This window comes from Diaphorobacter sp. HDW4B, from assembly GCF_011305535.1.
Taxonomy (GTDB): Bacteria; Pseudomonadota; Gammaproteobacteria; order Burkholderiales; family Burkholderiaceae_C; genus Diaphorobacter_A.
The window spans coordinates 4,004,997-4,023,013 of the sequence record NZ_CP049905.1; the positions used below are offsets into that span (position 1 = coordinate 4,004,997).

General features: G+C 62.5%; 15 protein-coding genes. 5 read left to right on the forward strand and 10 right to left on the reverse strand.

Going from position 1 to position 18,017, the window contains the following annotated elements:
- Window position 1 precedes the first annotated feature (1 nt).
- The 5 genes from G7048_RS18260 (at window position 2) to G7048_RS18280 (ending at window position 5,266) form a co-directional block, all read left to right on the forward strand.
- A complete protein-coding gene (locus G7048_RS18260) occupies window positions 2-715 on the forward strand; it encodes an ABC transporter ATP-binding protein (RefSeq protein WP_166069514.1) in 714 nt (237 codons plus the stop codon).
- 64 nt (window positions 716-779) lie between these two features.
- Window positions 780-1,979 carry an ABC transporter substrate-binding protein gene (locus G7048_RS18265; protein WP_166069515.1) on the forward strand — a complete coding sequence of 400 codons (1,200 nt, stop codon included), beginning with the start codon at window positions 780-782 and terminating at the stop codon, window positions 1,977-1,979.
- A gap of 116 nt (window positions 1,980-2,095) precedes the next feature.
- Complete coding sequence (locus G7048_RS18270) at window positions 2,096-3,301, forward strand: ABC transporter substrate-binding protein (protein WP_166069516.1); 1,206 nt, start codon at window positions 2,096-2,098, stop codon at window positions 3,299-3,301.
- A 48-nt stretch (window positions 3,302-3,349) separates the two neighbouring features.
- On the forward strand, window positions 3,350-4,234 hold the full coding sequence (locus G7048_RS18275) for a branched-chain amino acid ABC transporter permease (RefSeq protein ID WP_166069517.1): 885 nt from the start codon (window positions 3,350-3,352) through the stop codon (window positions 4,232-4,234).
- 15 nt (window positions 4,235-4,249) lie between these two features.
- Window positions 4,250-5,266 carry a branched-chain amino acid ABC transporter permease gene (locus G7048_RS18280; protein ID WP_166069519.1) on the forward strand — a complete coding sequence of 339 codons (1,017 nt, stop codon included), beginning with the start codon at window positions 4,250-4,252 and terminating at the stop codon, window positions 5,264-5,266.
- 94 nt (window positions 5,267-5,360) lie between these two features.
- Here the strand turns inward: G7048_RS18280 and G7048_RS18285 are convergent, their stop codons facing one another.
- The 10 genes from G7048_RS18285 to G7048_RS18330 form a co-directional block, all read right to left on the reverse strand.
- On the reverse strand, window positions 5,361-7,250 hold the full coding sequence (locus G7048_RS18285; protein ID WP_166069520.1) for a hybrid sensor histidine kinase/response regulator: 1,890 nt from the start codon (window positions 7,248-7,250) through the stop codon (window positions 5,361-5,363).
- Between the two features lie 225 nt (window positions 7,251-7,475).
- A complete protein-coding gene (locus tag G7048_RS18290) occupies window positions 7,476-8,588 on the reverse strand; it encodes a lipocalin-like domain-containing protein (RefSeq protein ID WP_166069521.1) in 1,113 nt (370 codons plus the stop codon).
- A gap of 7 nt (window positions 8,589-8,595) precedes the next feature.
- A complete protein-coding gene (locus tag G7048_RS18295; RefSeq protein WP_166069522.1) occupies window positions 8,596-9,675 on the reverse strand; it encodes a PLP-dependent cysteine synthase family protein in 1,080 nt (359 codons plus the stop codon).
- A gap of 41 nt (window positions 9,676-9,716) precedes the next feature.
- Entirely contained in the window at window positions 9,717-12,278 is a 2,562-nt protein-coding gene (locus tag G7048_RS18300; RefSeq protein WP_166069523.1) for an ABC transporter permease, read from the reverse strand.
- Window positions 12,275-12,970 carry an ABC transporter ATP-binding protein gene (locus G7048_RS18305; RefSeq protein ID WP_205750288.1) on the reverse strand — a complete coding sequence of 232 codons (696 nt, stop codon included), beginning with the start codon at window positions 12,968-12,970 and terminating at the stop codon, window positions 12,275-12,277. Before G7048_RS18305 ends, G7048_RS18300 begins: the two co-directional genes overlap by 4 nt.
- Entirely contained in the window at window positions 12,967-13,947 is a 981-nt protein-coding gene (miaA, locus tag G7048_RS18310) for a tRNA (adenosine(37)-N6)-dimethylallyltransferase MiaA (RefSeq protein WP_166069524.1), read from the reverse strand. Before miaA ends, G7048_RS18305 begins: the two co-directional genes overlap by 4 nt.
- Window positions 13,948-13,984: 37 nt before the next feature.
- A complete protein-coding gene (locus tag G7048_RS18315) occupies window positions 13,985-14,920 on the reverse strand; it encodes a hypothetical protein (protein ID WP_166069525.1) in 936 nt (311 codons plus the stop codon).
- A 56-nt stretch (window positions 14,921-14,976) separates the two neighbouring features.
- Window positions 14,977-16,341, reverse strand: coding sequence for a glycosyltransferase family 2 protein (locus G7048_RS18320; RefSeq protein ID WP_166069526.1), 1,365 nt, complete (start codon window positions 16,339-16,341; stop codon window positions 14,977-14,979).
- Between the two features lie 226 nt (window positions 16,342-16,567).
- Window positions 16,568-17,416 (reverse strand): alpha/beta hydrolase, encoded by an 849-nt coding sequence (locus G7048_RS18325; RefSeq protein WP_166069527.1) that lies wholly within the window; start codon window positions 17,414-17,416, stop codon window positions 16,568-16,570.
- 89 nt (window positions 17,417-17,505) lie between these two features.
- Entirely contained in the window at window positions 17,506-17,958 is a 453-nt protein-coding gene (locus G7048_RS18330) for an HIT family protein (RefSeq protein ID WP_166069528.1), read from the reverse strand.
- Window positions 17,959-18,017: the final 59 nt, after the last annotated feature.

Below are 18,017 nucleotides of genomic sequence, written 5' to 3' on the forward strand. Positions count from 1 at the left end.
GATGAGCGGAACGCCTGCATTGGAAATCAAGGGCCTGAACGCGTGGTACGGCGAATCGCACGTGCTGCACGGCGTGGACATGGTCGTGAAGCCCGGCGAAGTGGTCACGCTGCTGGGTCGCAATGGCGCGGGTCGCACATCGACCATGCGCGCCATCATGGGCCTGACCGGCTCGCGCAAGGGCTCGGTGAAGATCAACGGTGTCGAGACCATCGACATGCCGACCTACCGTATCGCGCATCTGGGCGTGGGTTACTGCCCCGAAGAGCGCGGCATTTTCTCCAGCCTCTCGACCGAAGAGAACCTGTTGCTGCCACCGGTTTTGAAGACCGGCAAGCAGGGCATGTCGCTCGACGAAATCTACGCCATGTTCCCCAACTTGGCGGAGCGTCGCAACAGCCAGGGCACGCGCCTGTCGGGCGGTGAGCAGCAGATGCTGGCCGTCGCGCGCATTCTGCGCACGGGTGCCAACCTGCTGCTGCTCGATGAAATCTCCGAAGGCCTTGCGCCCGTGATCGTGCAGGCGCTGGCCCGCATGATCATCATGCTGCGCGAGAAGGGCTACACGGTCGTCATGGTGGAGCAGAACTTCCGCTTTGCCGCGCCGCTGGCCGACCGCTTCTATGTGATGGAACACGGCCAGATCGTCGAGAAATTCGGCGCGTCCGAGCTCGAAGCCAAGATGCTGGTGCTCAATGAATTGCTGGGCGTGTGAGCGCAGCAATCCGGCCATTCAACCAATCAGAAAACCAACCGAATTTTTGTCAAGGAGATAAGTAATGAAGGCAACTCTCAAAGCACTCGTGTGCGCAATGGGTGTCGTGGGTCTGGCGTCTGCTTCCGCAGTGCATGCCCAGGAAAAGGTGAAGATCGGCTTCATTACCGACATGTCCAGCCTCTACGCAGACGTGGAAGGCAAGAACGGCGCAGTCGCCATCCAGATGGCCATCGACGACTTCGGCGGCAAGGCGCTGGGTCAGCCCATCGAACTGGTGACCGCTGACCACCAGAACAAGGCCGACATCGCTGCCTCCAAGGCGCGCGAGTGGGCTGATACCGCCAACGTCACCATGCTGTTCGGCGGCACGAACTCGGGCGCGGCACTGGCCATCGCCAAGGTCGCTCAGGAAAAGAAGCGCGTGTACTTCAACAGCGGCGCGGGCTCCGCAGCGCTGACCAACGAACAGTGCACTCCCTACACCGTTCACTACGCCTACGACACCGTGGCGCTGGCCAAGGGCACGGGCGGCGCGGTGGTGGAGCGCGGCGGCAAGAACTGGTTCTTCCTGACGGCGGATTACGCCTTCGGTCACTCGCTCGAATCGGACACGTCCGCCGTCATCAAGGCCAAGGGTGGTGCGGTGGTGGGTGCGGTCAAGCATCCGCTGAACGCATCCGACTTCTCGTCGTTCCTGCTGCAGGCGCAGAACTCCAAGGCCCAGGTGCTGGGTCTGGCCAATGCGGGTGGCGACTTCATCAACTCGGTGAAGGCCGCCAAGGAATTCGGCATCAACAAGACCATGAAGACCGCCGGTCTGCTGGTGTTTCTGTCCGACATCCACTCGCTGGGCCTGAAGAACACCGAAGGTCTGCTGCACACCACCAGCTGGTACTGGGACAAGGATGATGCATCGCGCGCCTTCGCCAAGAAGTTCTTCGACAAGACCAAGCGCATGCCCACCGACATCCACGCGGCCGACTACTCCGCTGCCACCAACTACCTGAAGGCCGTGGCGGCAGTGAAGACCACCGATTCGGACAAGGTCATGGCCTACCTGAAGAGCACGCCGATCAACGACTTCTACGCCAAGGGCACGATCCGTCCCGATGGCCGTTTCGCCCACGACATGTACCTGGTCGAAGTGAAGAAGGCTGCCGACTCCAAGAAGCCATGGGATTACCTGAACGTGCTGCAGACACTGCCAGCCGACACGGTCTGGACCACCAAGGCCGATTCCAAGTGCGCGCTCTGGAAGTAATCCGGGCTGCTTGAGTGAATGATCGAGGCGCTGCCCGCGTCTCGATCCGTGCACTCTGCGCCCCTCGGTGATCACCCGTTTCGCCCTCACGTCAAAAAACCATCAGGAGACACAACATGCAGACGAAGAGCAAGTTCACAGCATTGGCAGTCGTTCTCGCAGCGGCGGGCCTATGCTCCCACGCAGCACTCGCGCAGGAGCAGAAGGTCAAGATCGGTCTCATCACCGACATGTCGAGTCTCTATGCGGACGTGGAAGGCAAGAACGGCGGCGTGGCCATCCAGATGGCCATTGACGATTTCGGCGGCAAGGTGCTGGGCATGCCCATCGAACTGCTGACCGTGGATCACCAGAACAAGGCGGACATTGCCGCATCCAAGGCACGCGAGTGGATCGACACGCAGGGCCTGACGATGATCTTCAGCGGCACCAACTCCGGCACGGCACTGGCTCTTGCCAAGATCGCGCAGGAGAAGAAGCGCGTGATGATCAACAACGGCGCTGCGTCCTCCGCGCTGACCAACGAGCAGTGCACGCCTTACACCGTGCACTACGCCTACGACACCGTGGCGCTGGCCAAGGGCACGGGCGCGGCGGTGGTGGATGCGGGCGGCAAGAGCTGGTTCTTTCTGACGGCGGATTACGCCTTCGGTCACTCGCTCGAAGCTGACACGTCGGCCATCGTCAAGTCCAAGGGCGGCACGGTGGTGGGCGCGGTGCGTCATCCGCTGAACGCGTCGGACTTCTCTTCGTTCCTGCTGCAGGCGCAGAACTCCAAGGCGCAAGTCCTGGGGCTGGCGAATGCGGGTGGCGACACGATCAATTCGATCAAGGCGGCCAAGGAGTTCGGCATCGGCAAGTCGATGAAGCTCGCTGGTCTGCTGATCTTCTACAGCGACATCCACAGCCTGGGTCTGAAGACCACCGAAGGCATGCAGTTCACCACGAGCTGGTACTGGGACCTGAACGACGAGACGCGCAAGTTCGCGGACAAGTTCATGGCCAAGACCCAGCGCCGCCCCACCGAAATTCAGGCAGCCGACTACTCGGCCACCATGAACTATCTGAAGGCCGTGGAAGCCGCCAAGACGACCGACGCCGACAAGGTGATGGAAACGTGGCGCGGCATGAAGATGAACGACTTCTTCGGTGCGGGCCAGATCCGTCCGGATGGTCGCTACGTGCATGACATGTACCTCATGCAAGTCAAGGCTCCTTCGGAATCGAAGGGGACTTGGGACTACTACAAGCTGATCAAGAAGCTGCCGGGCGACCAAGTGTTCGCCACCAAGGCCGAGAGCAAGTGCGCTCTCTGGAAATGACACGGCACTGACACGGCAGCGCGGCTGAACCTCTAACTTTTGCTCCCCATGGAAATCTTTGGTGTCTCCCTACCGGCCATGTTGAGCCAGCTCCTTCTGGGGCTGGTCAATGGCTCGTTCTACGCGATCCTCAGTCTGGGTCTGGCCGTGATCTTCGGCCTGCTCAACGTGATCAACTTCGCGCATGGCGCGCTGTTCATGCTTGGGGCGCTGCTCACCTGGATGGCCATGAACTACTTCGGCATCAACTACTGGGTGATGCTGATTGCTGCTCCGCTGATCGTGGGGTTGCTCGGGGTGGTGATCGAGCGCACGATGCTGCGCTGGATCTACAAGCTCGATCACCTCTACGGTCTGCTGCTGACGCTCGGTCTCACGCTCATCATCGAAGGCGTGTTCCGCTCGATCTACGGTGTGTCGGGCCTGGGTTACGACACGCCTGAACTGCTCGAAGGCGCCACCAACCTCGGCTTCATGATGCTGCCCAACTACCGCGCCTGGGTGGTGGTGGCGTCCATCGTCGTGTGCCTGGCCACCTGGTACGTGATCGAGAAGACCAAGCTCGGTGCCTACCTGCGTGCCGGCACGGAAAATCCGCGACTCGTCGAAGCCTTCGGCGTCAACGTGCCCGTGATGATCACGCTGACCTACGCCTTCGGTGCCGCGCTGGCCGCGTTTGCCGGGGTGCTGGCAGCGCCTGTGTATCAAGTGACTCCGCTCATGGGGCAGAACCTCATCATCGTGGTGTTCGCCGTGGTGGTGATCGGCGGCATGGGCTCCATCATGGGCTCCATCCTCACCGGTCTCGGCCTTGGCGTGATCGAAGGTCTCACCAAGGTGTTCTATCCGGAAGCCTCGTCCACCGTGGTGTTCGTCATCATGGCCATCGTTCTGCTCATCCGCCCCGCCGGCCTGTTCGGCAAAGAGAAATAAGAGGGGCACTGTCACATGAATACGAAGAAATTTGCTCCCATCGGTTATGGCCTTCTTTTGCTCGGCCTGATCATCGCGCCGTTCGCCGGTGCCTATCCGGTGTTCGTCATGAAACTGATGACGTTCGCGTTGTTCGCCTCGGCCTTCAACCTGCTGCTGGGCTACACCGGCCTGCTGTCCTTCGGTCACGCCGCGTTTCTGGGTGGCGCAGCCTACATCACCGGCCAGTCGATCAAGGTCTGGGGCGTCACGCCCGAAATCGGTCTGCTGCTCGGTCTGGTGACAGGCGCTCTGCTCGGCCTGGTGATGGGCTTCTTTGCGATCCGTCGTCAGGGCATCTACGCCACGATGATCACATTGGCGCTCGCGCAGATGCTGTACTTCGCCTGCCTGCAATTGCCTTTCACCGGCGGTGAAGATGGCCTGCAGGGCGTGCCACGCGGCAAGCTGTTCGGTGTGCTTGATCTGCAAAGCGACCTGACCATGTACTACGTGTGTCTGGTTGTCGTCGTGATCGCCTTCCTCGTGATCGTGCGCACCATTCACTCGCCGTTCGGTCAGGTGCTCAAGGGCATCAAGGAAAACGAACCACGCGCCATCTCGCTGGGCTACGACACCAACCGCTTCAAGCTGCTGGCGTTCGTGATCTCGGCGGCGCTGGCAGGTCTCGCCGGTTCGCTCAAGACGCTGGTGCTGGGCTTTGCCACGCTGTCCGATGTGCACTGGAGCTCGTCCGGCCACGTCGTGCTGATGACGCTGGTGGGCGGCCTCGGCACGTTGTCCGGCCCCATCGTCGGCTCGGCCGTGGTGGTGCTGCTCGAAAACAAGATCGGCGACTTCGGCAACTTCCTCGCGCACCTGACGGGCGTGGAGTGGTTCAACACGCTGGGTGAATCGGTCACCATCGTCACCGGCCTGATCTTTGTGGTCTGCGTGCTGGCATTCCGTCGCGGCCTGATGGGCGAGCTGATCGCCTGGCTGGAGCGTCGCCGGGGCAACGGCGGCAGCAACACGGGAGGCGGCGCACACTGAGGCAGCCGCTCCATGAACCACAAAAGCCGCTGGTCGCAAGGCCAGCGGCTTTTGTGTTTGTGGCGTGATGCGATGCGTTGCCTGGCGTTGCGCTTCAGTGGTGAAGGCGCTCGGGCATGGTCTCGCGAATCCGGGCGAACAAGTCCTCGAGCGTGAACGGTTTGAACAGCACCGGGTGCTTGCCTTCCACCAGTCCGTTTTCGATGACGACATCCTCTGAATACCCCGTCGCGAAGATCACGGGAATGTCCCGATGCATGGCGTCAAGCTGGCGCAGAAATTCCGCGATGCGCATGTTGCCGGGCATGCGGATGTCCGAAATGATCAGGTCCACGGCCATGCCCTGTTGAAGGAACTGGATGGCGTATTCGGAGTTGTAGGCGGTGACGATGTTCTGGTAGCCCACGCCGTTCAACGCCGTGGTGAGTGCATCGCGCACGCCGGCGTCGTCATCGATGATCAGCAACGAGGCACTGGTCAGCGGTGCCGCCGATGAGTCCTCTGGCCGCATCTCGACCACCTCCTGCGTCGACATAGGCAGATACAGCGACACGATCGTGCCGATGCCGGGCGCAGACTCCACGTCCATGAAGCCGCCCGAGCTCTCGACGAAGTTCTTCACCATGGGAATTCCAAGGCCCGTTCCCTGATGGGGTGCCTTGGTCGTGAAGAAGGGTTCGTAGATGCGCTCCAGCACGTCGGGTGACATGCCCGAGCCGTCATCGCGCATCTTGAAGACGACGAATCCGTCGGCATGGCCCGGCAGTTGCAGGCGTGCATTGCTGACCGACAGCGTGATCGTTCCCCGTCCGGCTACGGCATCGCGTGCGTTGATCGCGAGGTTGACGAGCGAGTTCTCCAAGTACATCTTGTCGACGAGAACCCGGTCGACGTTGTTGTCGATCTGGACGTCGAAGTGGGTCTCCGCGCCCACCGCCTTCTGCAGCAGATCGCCGATTTCGTCCAGCAGCGATTTCGGGTCCACCGCCGTCACGCTTTGCGGCTTGCGTCCGCTGAAACCCATGAGCTGCGAAGACAGGCGCGCAGCCTTCTTGATCTGCGCGCGCACGCAATTGGCCGACTCGCGCAGCACGCCATCGGGCAGCTGTTTGAAGAGCAGGTCCGCGTTGAGGCTCATGATGAACAGCAGGTTGTTCAAGTCATGCGCCACGCCACCTGCGAGCTGATTCACCAGTTCCATCTTCTGCGCTTTGGCGAGCATGTCGTTGGCGTCCTTGAGCAGACGCTGGTCATGGCCTTGATGGGCTTTCAGCGTTTGCACTTCGGCTTTCAGTCGCTCTTCCGCGTCCACGAACGATTGGATGTTGATGCCCGTTCCCACCCAGTATTCGATCACGCCTTGCGCGTTGCGAATGGGGGTGTAGTTGGAGAGATGCCAGTGGTAGTCGCCGTCATCGCCGTTTTTCAGGCGGTAGCGGAATGGCCGCACCACGCCGTCCGCCATGGCCTTGGCGAAGGTCTGGTTGGCTTCGGGCAGATCGTCCGGGTGGAAGCTGGAAATCCAGTGGGTTCTGGACTGGTCATGCACCACATCGGCGCTGTGCGTGAAGCGGTTGCCGGTGTGGTTGCGCCAGAACATTTCGCCTTGCTGGCTGCACATCCATGCGTTGAGTGGAAACTTCTCGAGCGCAGTCTGAAAGCGCTTTTCCAGCCGATCTTCCTGCGCCGCCGTGTCATGCGGTCGAGGGGTTGCCAATGCCTGAACGGCCAGCAGTTCGCCGCCTTCGCCAACGAGCGGCAGAAACTCGAAATCCAGCAGAGACGGTGCGTGTGCAAGCGTGGTCGGACGGAGGTCCTGCTGGCATTTCTGCACCTGCGCCAGAATCTCTGGATAGTCCTTGAACAGGCTGCGGGTGGTGATGATCTGGTGCTCGGTGATGAGCTTGTCCAGCGCGTCGTTGGCAGCGACCAGCAAGCCACTGTCCTTGGCGAACACGGCATGCGCAGTGCGCGAACTTCGCATGGACTCCGTCAGAAGATGGACAAGCTGTTGTGGCATGTCGAGCAGTCGCTTTCAAAAATCGAACCCACAGGATTCAATCTGTGGACGCCGCTGGGAGGCTCCACAAACTCTCTTTCGTGCCAATCACCGTTGTGCTTTGCTTTGCGATAATCTATCGCAAAGTTACATTCATTGCAAATATCTAATTTTGAAAATGGGTGAACTGCGAGCGCCTGCCGAAAGTGCTCAGCTCAGTCGGATGCCGGAAACGTAGCCCGTCATCTCCAGATAGCCGCGTCCGACGACCTTCTGATCGCCATCGATCAGTTCGCTCAAGCCTTCCCAGTAGACCGTGCCGGTGGAGCCGCTGCTGTCGAGTTCCTGATCGTCGAGCAAGGCCCGCACCTGGAAGCGACCGGACGGTGTTTCCACGCGCCATTCCACCGGATAACGTGCCTTGCTGTGCGGGCTGCTCCACGCTCGCGATGGCGTGAAGCGCACCTCGTCATGCGCAAAGATGCGGGCTTGCGTGGCACCCGCAGCGCGCATGGAGCCACCTGCCCACAGGGTGCTTCCATCAGCGCGCCGCAGTCGGAACGCGGTGAGCGCCGAGCCGTCGAACAGGTTCATGCCGATCCAGTCCCAGCCCACGGCCTCGGCATGCATCAGCGCTTCGCTCCATTCATGGTCCATCCACGCGCGGTTCACGCCTGGGCCCGCTTCGTCGTCCAGCACATGGCGCACGCCATCGATCGAAATGGAGCCGCGCACCGCAAGTTGCGGCACGCTGTAGTAGTAGCTGGCCTGATCCACTTCGGGACCTTTGCGCGACAGTCCCGCATTGCCCTGCAGCAGCAGGGGCTGCATGCCTTGCAGCGTCAAATCCAGCGCGAACTGCGAAGACTGGATGTGGGTGACAAAGCGGTCCTGAGTCGTGCCATGGCGCTGGAGCGTCCAGTCGCGCAATCGCACGTCGCAGTCGGCTTCCGATGCGCTCGCGATGCCGAATCCCGCGCGCGCAATGCGCTGGTCGTGATGCTGCACGCGGCCTTCGATATCGGTGACGGCGGCATGCGCAAAGATCAACTGCTTGGCCGCAAAAGCGGAGCGCATCTCCTGCGTGCTTGCCACGCGCGAGCGAAAGAACGTGACCTGAAATCCGAGCTGTCGGCCTTTGGATTGCGCATGTCCGGTGATGTACCACCACTCGGTCTGCAACTCGGGATGGCTGCCATGATCGCGCGGGAAAACCAAGGTGCGCGGCGGCAAGGCCAGCGCAGCGCAGGGCAGGGACGAGGCCGCGATCACGCGTGCAGCAAAGCTCAACCAGTCGCGTCTGCTCAGTCCGCCGTTCTGCATGGGCTGATCAGGCGATGAGCATCTGCATGCGTTCGCCCGCCGTGCTGCATTCGCCCATGCAGCGGGTGACCCACTCGTCGTTGAAATAGGTCGGCAGATAACGCTCGCCCGAATCGCACAGCAGCGAAAGAATCGAGCCTTGTTGGCCCGCATCGCGCATCTCGCAAGCCAGACGCAACATGGCGACAAAGTTGGTTCCGGTCGATGGCCCCACGCGTCGCCCCAGCATGGCCGAGAGCGCGCGCATCGCCGCGATGGAGTCGACATCGGCGATCTCCTCCATGCGATCGACCAGCGTGCGGATGAAGCTCGGCTCCACGCGCGGGCGGCCAATGCCCTCGATGCGCGAGCCGGGCGCGGTCATCGTCACGTCTCCCGTGCGGTGATAAGGCGCGAACACCGAACCCGCAGGATCGGCCACACACAACTGCGTCGCATGGCGCTGAAAGCGCACATAGCGCCCAATCGTCGCGCTCGTGCCGCCCGTGCCTGCACCGACCACGATCCAGCTCGGCACCGGATGGCGCTCGCGCTGCATCTGCGAGAACATGCTCTCGGCAATATTGTTGTTGCCACGCCAGTCGGTCGCGCGCTCGGCGTAGGTGAACTGGTCCATGTAGTGACCGCCGGTCTCGTTGGCCACCTTGCGCGCGGCGTCGTAGACCTCGCCCGCCGAATCAACAAAATGGCAGCGCCCGCCATAGAACTCGATCAGCGCAATCTTCTCGGCCGACGTGCTGCGCGGCATCACCGCCACAAACGGCAGCCCCAGCAAACGCGCGAAATAAGCCTCGCTCACGGCCGTCGATCCACTCGACGCTTCCACCACCGTGGACTGCTCGTGCAGCCAGCCATTGCACAGCGCATACAGAAACAGCGAACGCGCAAGGCGGTGCTTCAAGCTGCCGCTCGGATGCGTCGATTCATCCTTGAGATAGAAGTCAATGCCATGCTGCGCAAATGCAGGCATGGGCAGCGGAAACAGATGCGTGTCCGCGCTGCGCTGGTAGTCGGCCTCGATGCGGGCAATGGCGTTGTGCAGCCAACTTGGCGGGGCTGAAGGAGATGCGTGGGCTGTGTGTTCCATGGCTGTCGATTGTGGCAGCGCTTGGCGTGCGCGCAGTGGAATTACCAGTCTTCCTTGACGGCCAATACGGCGGATCGGCTGGCGGCGGCGCGGCCTGCTATCCATGCCGTGAGCGTTCCGGCTGCGACCAGCGACAGCGCGAGGAGCGCGAGGCGCAGCCAGGGCAGATGCAGGTCCATGGTCCAGTGAAAGCTCTGGGGATTGACCACGAAGATCAGCACGGCAGAGACCGCTATGCCCAGCGTGGTTCCGGCGATGGTGCCGATGCTGGTCCACGCCGCGCCTTCGCCCGCGACGACACCGAGGATCTGTGCGCGTGTGAGTCCCAGATGCGCGAGCAGTCCGAATTCCTTGCGCCGCGCAAGCACTTGCGCACTGAAGCTCGCGGCCACGCCGAACAGGCCGATGCCGATGGCGACGATCTGCAGCCAGTAGGTGACGGCGAAGGTGCGGTCGAAGATGTTCAGCGAGCGTGCGCGGATGGCACCGGATGTTGTGAATTCAAGCGCTGCGCCAGGCAGGGCTGCGCTGATCTGTTTTTGCAGCGCTGGCAGATCGGCGTTCGGTTTTGGCCAGATGGCGAGATCGCTGGTGCGGGCGTCTGCGGTGATGCGTTCGTACTCGGCCGCATCGATGACGACCGCGCCGAACTGGCGCACATAGTCGCGCCAGACCCCGGCAACGAAAAATCGTGGGGCGCTTTTTCCTTCACGCTGCAATGCATGGGACAGGGCTGGCCATTCGTCTCCGGGACGCACGCCATACAGCGGCAGCACCGCTTCGCTGACGTAGATGGGAATGGTGTTTTGCGCTGCGGGGAGCGGTGCGTTGACCAACGGAAGCGCCTGCTCGACCGCGTTGCCGAGCGGCTTGGCCAGCACGGTGATTGGCGCTTGCGTGGTGCTCAGGCGCAGGCTGCTGACGCGCTGTGCCTGCAAGCGCTCGACGCCATTCAATCGAGAAATGCCTTGCACCAGATCGCGCGAAAAGATGGCGGCGTCATCGCCCGCAGGCAAACCCGCTGCGCGCACATACATGGGCGCGGGCACGACGGTCTCCAGCCACTGGCTGACGGAAGCGCGAAAGCTGGTGACCATCACCGTGAGCGCAACGGCAAGGCTGAGGCTGGCGACGACTCCGCCCACCGCCACTGCAGCCACACCGCGCATGCGATGTGCGCGCTCGACGGTCAGCAAGGCAAGCGCGTTGTTGCGCGTGAGCGGAAGCGCGATCTGCAGCAGCAGTTGCACGATCCACGGCAGCAGGGCGATGCCGCCGATCAGCAAGAGGCCCACGGCGACATACGCGGCCACAGGAATGCCCTGCAGCGGCGGAACCATGGCCAGTGCGGCGCTCGCCGCCAGCAGCGCCAGACCCAGCCACGGCTTGTGTGGCGCGCGCGTCATCGCGCCAAGTCCCTTGAGCGTTTGCGCGGGGGGAAGATTCAGCGCCTGTCTTGCGGGCCACCATCCGCCGACCAGCGCCGCAACAATCCCCAGCAGACCGTAGACGCAGGCTGTTGCGTTGCTCCATTGCAGTTGCGGCTCGACGCCCGCGAAATAGCCGCCGCCGAGATCACCACCGAGTAATCGCAGCGCGAGTGCGGCCAGCGACGCTCCCAACGCAAGGCCGAGCAGGCTGCCGACGATGCCGATCACTCCTGCTTCGGTCAGAACGAGGGCGCGGCGTTGCTGCGGTGTGACGCCCAGCACGGCGATCAACGCGAGCTGCGGCGCACGTTGCGCCACGCCGAGCGCCAGCACGGAGTAGACAAGAAACGCGCCAGTGAACAGCGCCACGAGGGCCAGCACGGTGAGATTCACGCGGTAGGCGCGCGAGAGGTTGTCCACGCGCTGCGTGGTGTCGCCGGGAACGCTGAGCAGCACATTGCGCGGCCAGTCGGGCAGTTGCTGCAACTCGCGTTGAACGCGTGCCAGATCCTGACCTTCGTGCAGTTGCAGATCGATGCGACTCAGGTCGCCTGCGCGGCCAAACAGGTCTTGCGCGGCACCGATGTCCATGACGGCGGTGGGCGCGCCAGGCGCGGCAATCGTGCCTGCGATGTGCACGGTGTGGCTGGCTGATCCGCTGTGCAGTTGGATGGATGCCTTGGGCAGTTCGGCTTCGTCAATCCGCAGGGCCTTGAGTGCTGCAGCGTTGAGAAATACTGTGTTCGGTGCGACGAGTGCCAGCCGCTCCGCGCCTTTGGCCGCGCGCGGCATGAGTGCCGGGGCCATGCTGGCGATGGACAGCGTGTCGGTTCCGAGCACGCGCAAGGTGCTCTTTTCCGAGGATGTCCGGTTGGAGCTGGCGAGCGCTGAAACCTCCAGCCACGGGCTTGCCAGCGCAATGGAAGACTGCGTGGCCATCAGTCCATAGAGCGATTCGTGCAGGCTGCCATGCGATGCGCTCAGTTCCAGATCGGGCTGGCCCTGCACTGTGCGCACTGCGCGTGAAAACTCGCTGAGTGCCGAGGCATTGATCAGTTGAACCGAGAGCCCCAACGCCACGCCCAGCATCACGGCAACGACCGCGGCCAGCGTGCGCCATGGATGGTGGCGCACGTTCTGCCACACCACGGTGCGAAGCAGCGACCGGATCATGGCTGAGTTTGCGGTGTGTGCATGCCGTTGGCGGTCAGGCGCAGCGTGCGGTCGGCGTGTGCGGCGGCATTTTCGGAGTGGGTGACGAGCACCAGCGCCGCGCCATGTTCGCGGGTCTGGGCGATCAGCAGATCCATGACGCGCGCGGCGGTCTCGGGATCAAGGTTGCCAGTGGGCTCATCGGCGAGCAGCAGCGGCGGTCGATGCACGAGTGCACGCGCAATCGCCACGCGCTGCAGTTGCCCGCCCGAAAGTTCTTGCGGCAGGCGTGCGCCCATGGCGGCGAGGCCTACCGATTCCAGCATGGCCTGCACGCGCGCCAGATCGTTCTGGCCGAGCAGCATCAGCGGCAGGGCAATGTTCTGCGCGACGTCCAGATGCGGCAGCACGTGGAATGCCTGGAATACGAAGCCCACATGGCTGCGACGCCAGATGGCGCGGGCCTTGTCGTCCATTGCACCTAAGTCCGCTCCGCGATGCGTGACCGTTCCCGCATCCCAGGTGTCGAGCCCCGCCATGCAGTTGAGCAGTGTCGATTTGCCGACGCCGGATTCGCCCACCACGGCGATGAATTCACCGGGATGCACATCCATGTCCACGTTGCCGAAGACGACCGATTCGCCGTAGCGCTTGGTCAGTCCTCGCAGGCGCATCAAGGCTTCGGTGTCGGGGGCAGCGTCGGTGCTGGTCATGCAAGGATTCCCGATGCAAGCACGCGTTGGCGGATGGCCTCGACCAGGGTGTCGATGGCACCCGGCTGATCGCAGGCCACGACATGCCTTTGCGGCATGCTGCGCAGCCAGGTGATCTGGCGCTTTGCCAGTTGGCGCGTGGCCGCGATGCCGCGTTCGGCCAGCGTGGACATGGGGTGCACGCCGTCCATGGCTTCCCACGCCTGGCGGTAGCCGACGCAGCGCATCGAAGGCAGATCGGGGTTCAGGTCGCCGCGTGCGCGAAGCTGCTTCATCTCGTCGAGAAAGCTGCTGTTCAGCATGATGTGAAAGCGCTGGGCGATGCGCTCGTGCAGCCACGCGCGGTTGTCGGGTTCGAGCGAATACAGGGCGTCGGCGGCGAGCAATCCGGGCACGGCTTTTTCGGATTGCCGCGAGTGAAAGCTCGACAGCGGTTGGCCCGAGACATGCCAGACTTCGAGCGCGCGCTGGATGCGTTGGCTGTCGCCAGGTGCCAGTCGCGCGGCGGTGATGGGATCGACTTGGGCGAGTTCGGCATGCATGGCAGGCCAGCCGATGTCGGCGGCTTGCGCATCGATCTTGGCGCGCACTTCGGGGTCGGCCGCAGGCATGTCGTCGATGCCGTCGATCAGCGCCTTGAAGTACAGCATGGTGCCGCCGACCAGCACGGGCAGTGCGCCGCGTGCATGGATTTCGGCGATCAGGCGCTTGGTGTCGTTCACGAACTCGGCGGCGCTGTAGGCCTCACGCGGGTCGAGAATGTCGATCAGATGGTGCGGCACCTGCGCGAGTTCTTCGCGCGTGGGTTTGGCTGTGCCGACGTCCATGCCGCGATAGACCAGCGCCGAATCCACGCTGATGATTTCCACCGGCAACCGGTCACCCAGACGCGTCGACAGTTGCAGCGCGGCGGCGGTCTTGCCGGAAGCGGTGGGCCCGGCGATCGCAACGCAGGGCAGGGAGGAGAAATCGGTCATGCGCCGATTGTCCATCAGCGCAGGGCGGGCCGAACACTCAGAAGGGATAAACCAGCCGCGCGGTCAGGCTGGTGTAGCGGTAGTGATCGACACCGCCAGAAATCGATGCGGCGCGGTTGTTGCTGGTTTCCAGTGCGACCTGCCAGAGGGCTTTGCTCGTGTGATGGTTCTGCAGACCGATGCGTGCGCTCCAGATGCCGCTGTGGTCGCCGTCGATGCGCTGGCGGCCGACATCGGCGTTGGCGAAGAACGCGATGGGGCCGGGCAGAGCGGTGCGCCAGGAGAGGCCTGCGGAGTATTCACCGAGGTTTTCTGGCGCGAAGTAGCTGCCTTGATACGGACGGCTGTTGTGGTAGTTGCGCGTTTTCACATACGCGTTCAGGCCGCTGCCTTCGACGAGTTCGTAGTTCCAGCGGGTGCGCAGAATGGGCCGCGTGTTGTTGTCGGAAAAGCGCGTGGCACCGAGCACTGCGCCGACGTTGAACTGCTTGGTGAACTGCTGATCGAGCACGAGCATCAGCGCGTCGTAGTGCATGCCCGATTCGATGCCGCGCATGGATTCGACGACATCGCGCTCGGCGCTCACGCCCAGCCAGGTCTTGTCGCCCACGCGCTGCATGTAGTCGAGCATGCCAGTGGCCAGAGTGTGGCCCTTGGTTTGCGTGGCACCCAGGCGGGCTTCTATGGTGCGTTCCTGATTGCGCTGCTGGTATTGCGCAAAGAGGCCCTTGCCGTTCGCGGACCAGCCGGGCGAAGAGAAGTGCGACACGTTGAATCCAAGTCCCCAGCCGCTGGAAAACAGGTAGCCCGCGTTCAGCTTGTTGGTGTCGAAATGATCGGAGTCGCGGCTCACCAGCAGGTTGGAGGTGAGCTGGCCTTGCTCGCTGCTCGCGTCGGCTGCATGGGCCGCGCCTCCCCAAAGTGTGGCGCATGCGGCAATGAGGCTGAGGCCGGTTTGAACGTGACGGGGCATGGTTTTTCCTTGGGTGTGAGCGGCAGCCAGAAGGGGCGTTGGAAGGGATGTGAATGTCATTTGGTGCCCCAGCGTTTTCCGCGAGTGACGAATTCCTGTATGTAGCCGACGACGCACGCCGGTTGCAGGATGAGGCCGTAAAACAGCACGTAGATCACCAGCCCGAGCCAATTGCGGCGCACTTTGAGCCCTTGGCTGGTGAACATTTTCTTTTGAATGAAGTACATGAGCCAGTTCACCAGAAAGGCCAGCGGCAGCACGGCCAGCGTCATCGGGCCCGCGATCCAGAAGATGCCGAACAAGGCCAGGATCACGCCGGGAACAAAGGCCAGCGAGAACACGATGTCGAGATAGGGGAACAGCAGATTCCACCAGATGAACAGCGTGGTCAGCCGTAGCTTGAACAGCATCTGCCAGTGCAGTTTGAAGGCTTCCATCAGCCCACGGGACCAGCGCTGGCGCTGGCGGATGAACTGCTTCCAGGTGGTGGGCGCGTTGGTGAACAGCACGGCGTTTTCGGCAAAACCGACGCGGTGGCCGGCCTTGAGAATCGCCCAGGTGAGCACGATGTCCTCGCCCACGGTGTGCGGCCAGCCGCCCACGTCGCGCAGGGTCTGCGTGTCATAGGCCGAGAACGCGCCTTGCGCGACAAGCGTTCCTTGGTAGAGACTTTGCAGTCGCTTGACGGCTGCGATGCCGTGGAAGTAGTCCCACTCCTGCACCTTGGTGACCAGATTCGTGCGTGAGTTGCGCACCAGCACGGCACCGGCGACGGCGCGCGTGTTGGGCGGGTCGCTCATGTAGCGCAGTACCAGATTCTGCAGCGCGCGCTTGTGCAGAAACGAGTCGCCATCGATGGTGATGGTGATGGAGTGCTGCACGCGCTTGAGTGCGTAGGTCAGGGCATTCGCCTTGCCCACGTTCTTCTTGAGATCGAGCACCTCAAGCCAGGGAAAACGCACGCTGCGCATGGCGGCTGCCGTGTCGTCGGAGGATCCGTCGTTGATCGCGATGACTTGGAGCGGTCCGCGATAATGCTGGTTGGCGATGCTGAGAATCGTCTGGACGATGTTGCTCTCTTCGTTGTATGCCGCCACCAGAATGCTCACACCGGGCCAGGCCTTGGTGGCCCGTCGGAATCCGGGTCGTCTGTCCAGCAGCAGACTGGCGACGAGAAACGCGTTCATGAAACCGGGAACGACGGCGATGCCGAGGAACAGGAAATACGCCAGAAACGCACCGAACAGATCCGTCATCTCGACGACCCATTTGCGGCCGAGCATCCACGACAGGGTGGCCCAGAGGATGGACAACATCACGGCCATCCAGAACTTGTAGACCACGGGGATGTAGAACCGTGAACTGGGCCCCGTTTCGCGGGGGATGGACTGTGAAGAGGACGGATTTCGACGCGTACGCATGGCCTGTTGACTGAGTACGCCCACGCGAAATCGGATATTTGCGAGTGACTGGCCGACCCAAGCCAACGTGGCGGTCTGCAAAACCAATCATGACGAAACTATGACTTGACTATAATTAATAGCTAATTGTATTTCCTTGACAATAGTCAAATCATTAAGCGCAGGTAAAGTTCAGGTGAATGCAAGGAATTTGCGCTCACCTTGCCGGATGAGCGCAATGGCTGCCTCAGAGGGGCTTCAACGCAAACAGCTCGCGCAGGCTGTCCCGGTATTGCGCCATGCCGCGCGAGTTGGTGTCGTGGTGCGTGCCGCCATCGACCAGCACGAACTTCTTGGGGCCGGGTGCGGCCTCGTAGAGTTTGCGGCCGAGGTCGGCGGGGATCAGCTTGTCGGCGCTGCCATGCACCACGAGCAGCGGCGACTGGATGTCGGCCACCTTGCGCACGCTCTCGAAGCGCTGCGTGATGAGTGGCGAGACCGGCAGCCAGCCCCATTTGAAGGTGCCGACCACATCGGCGATGCTGGTGAACGTGCCTTCGACGATGGTGCCGCGCTCGTCGCGCACCTTGGCAGCGAGATCGATGGCGACGGCACCGCCGAGCGAGTGGCCGAAGATGTAGCGATCGCTTTTCGGGGCCTTGCGGGCAAGCCACTGCCAGGCGGCTTGCGCGTCTTCCAGCGCGGAGGCTTCCGACGGCAACTCGTTGGTGCTCTGCCCGAAGCCGCGGTAGTCCACCGCCAGCACGGAAAAGCCGAGGCTGTGCATGCGCCGGATACGCGGCACGGAGCCGGAGACGTTCCAGCGCGCGCCGTGCAGATACAGCATCACCGGCGCGTTGGGCGATGCGGCGGGCATCCACAGCGCGTGGAGCTTTTTCTTTTCGCCACCGGCCTTGGACTCAGTCAGCGGAATCCAGACGTCTTCGAGCCCGCTCATGTCGCGGCTGCTGCCACCCCAGGCGCGGTCGCTGGGCTGGAAGATCCATTGGCGTTGCTTGGCGTCGAGCGCCACGGCACCCGTGGTCAGGGCCATGGTGGCGACGGCGGTGGAGGCAAGAATCCAGCGTTTTTTCATGATCGCAGAGTGAGATTCATGCGTCGTAAGAAAAGTTCAATCTGCGATCTTTTGCTGTCAAGAAGGCGGTGTTTGGCCGCAGATGAAGCTTAGTTGACGAATTCCCGGAGCGCCGCCTTGAGGTTTTCTGCATATTCGCCCAGCACCTGCGGGCCGGGCTCTTTGCGGGGCCAGCTCAGCGCGATGCCGTCATCTGCATGGCGCGGCACGACATGCATGTGGAAATGCTTGACAGTCTGCCCGCCCTCGGCGCCATTGGCCTGCAGCAGCGTGAGCCCCGCCGACGGGAACGCCTTTTGGGCGGCCAGCGCGATGCGGCGACTGGTCTGCATGACGGCCGCGGCTTCGGCATCCGTCAGGTCGTAGAGCGTGTCGGCATGGCGTTTGGTGGTGACCAGCACATGGCCGGGATTGACCTGGCCAAGGTCCATGAACGCAATGGTCAGTTCGTCCTCGTACACCATCGCCGAAGGAATCTCGCGCGCGATGAGGCGGCAGAAAATGCATTGGCCGGGTGGCGAGGTGTCTACAAAATTGGGCAAAACTGTCTCCTCTGGTCTCGTGTGGATGGTGTGTTCTGCCTACAGTCTACGCAATCGTC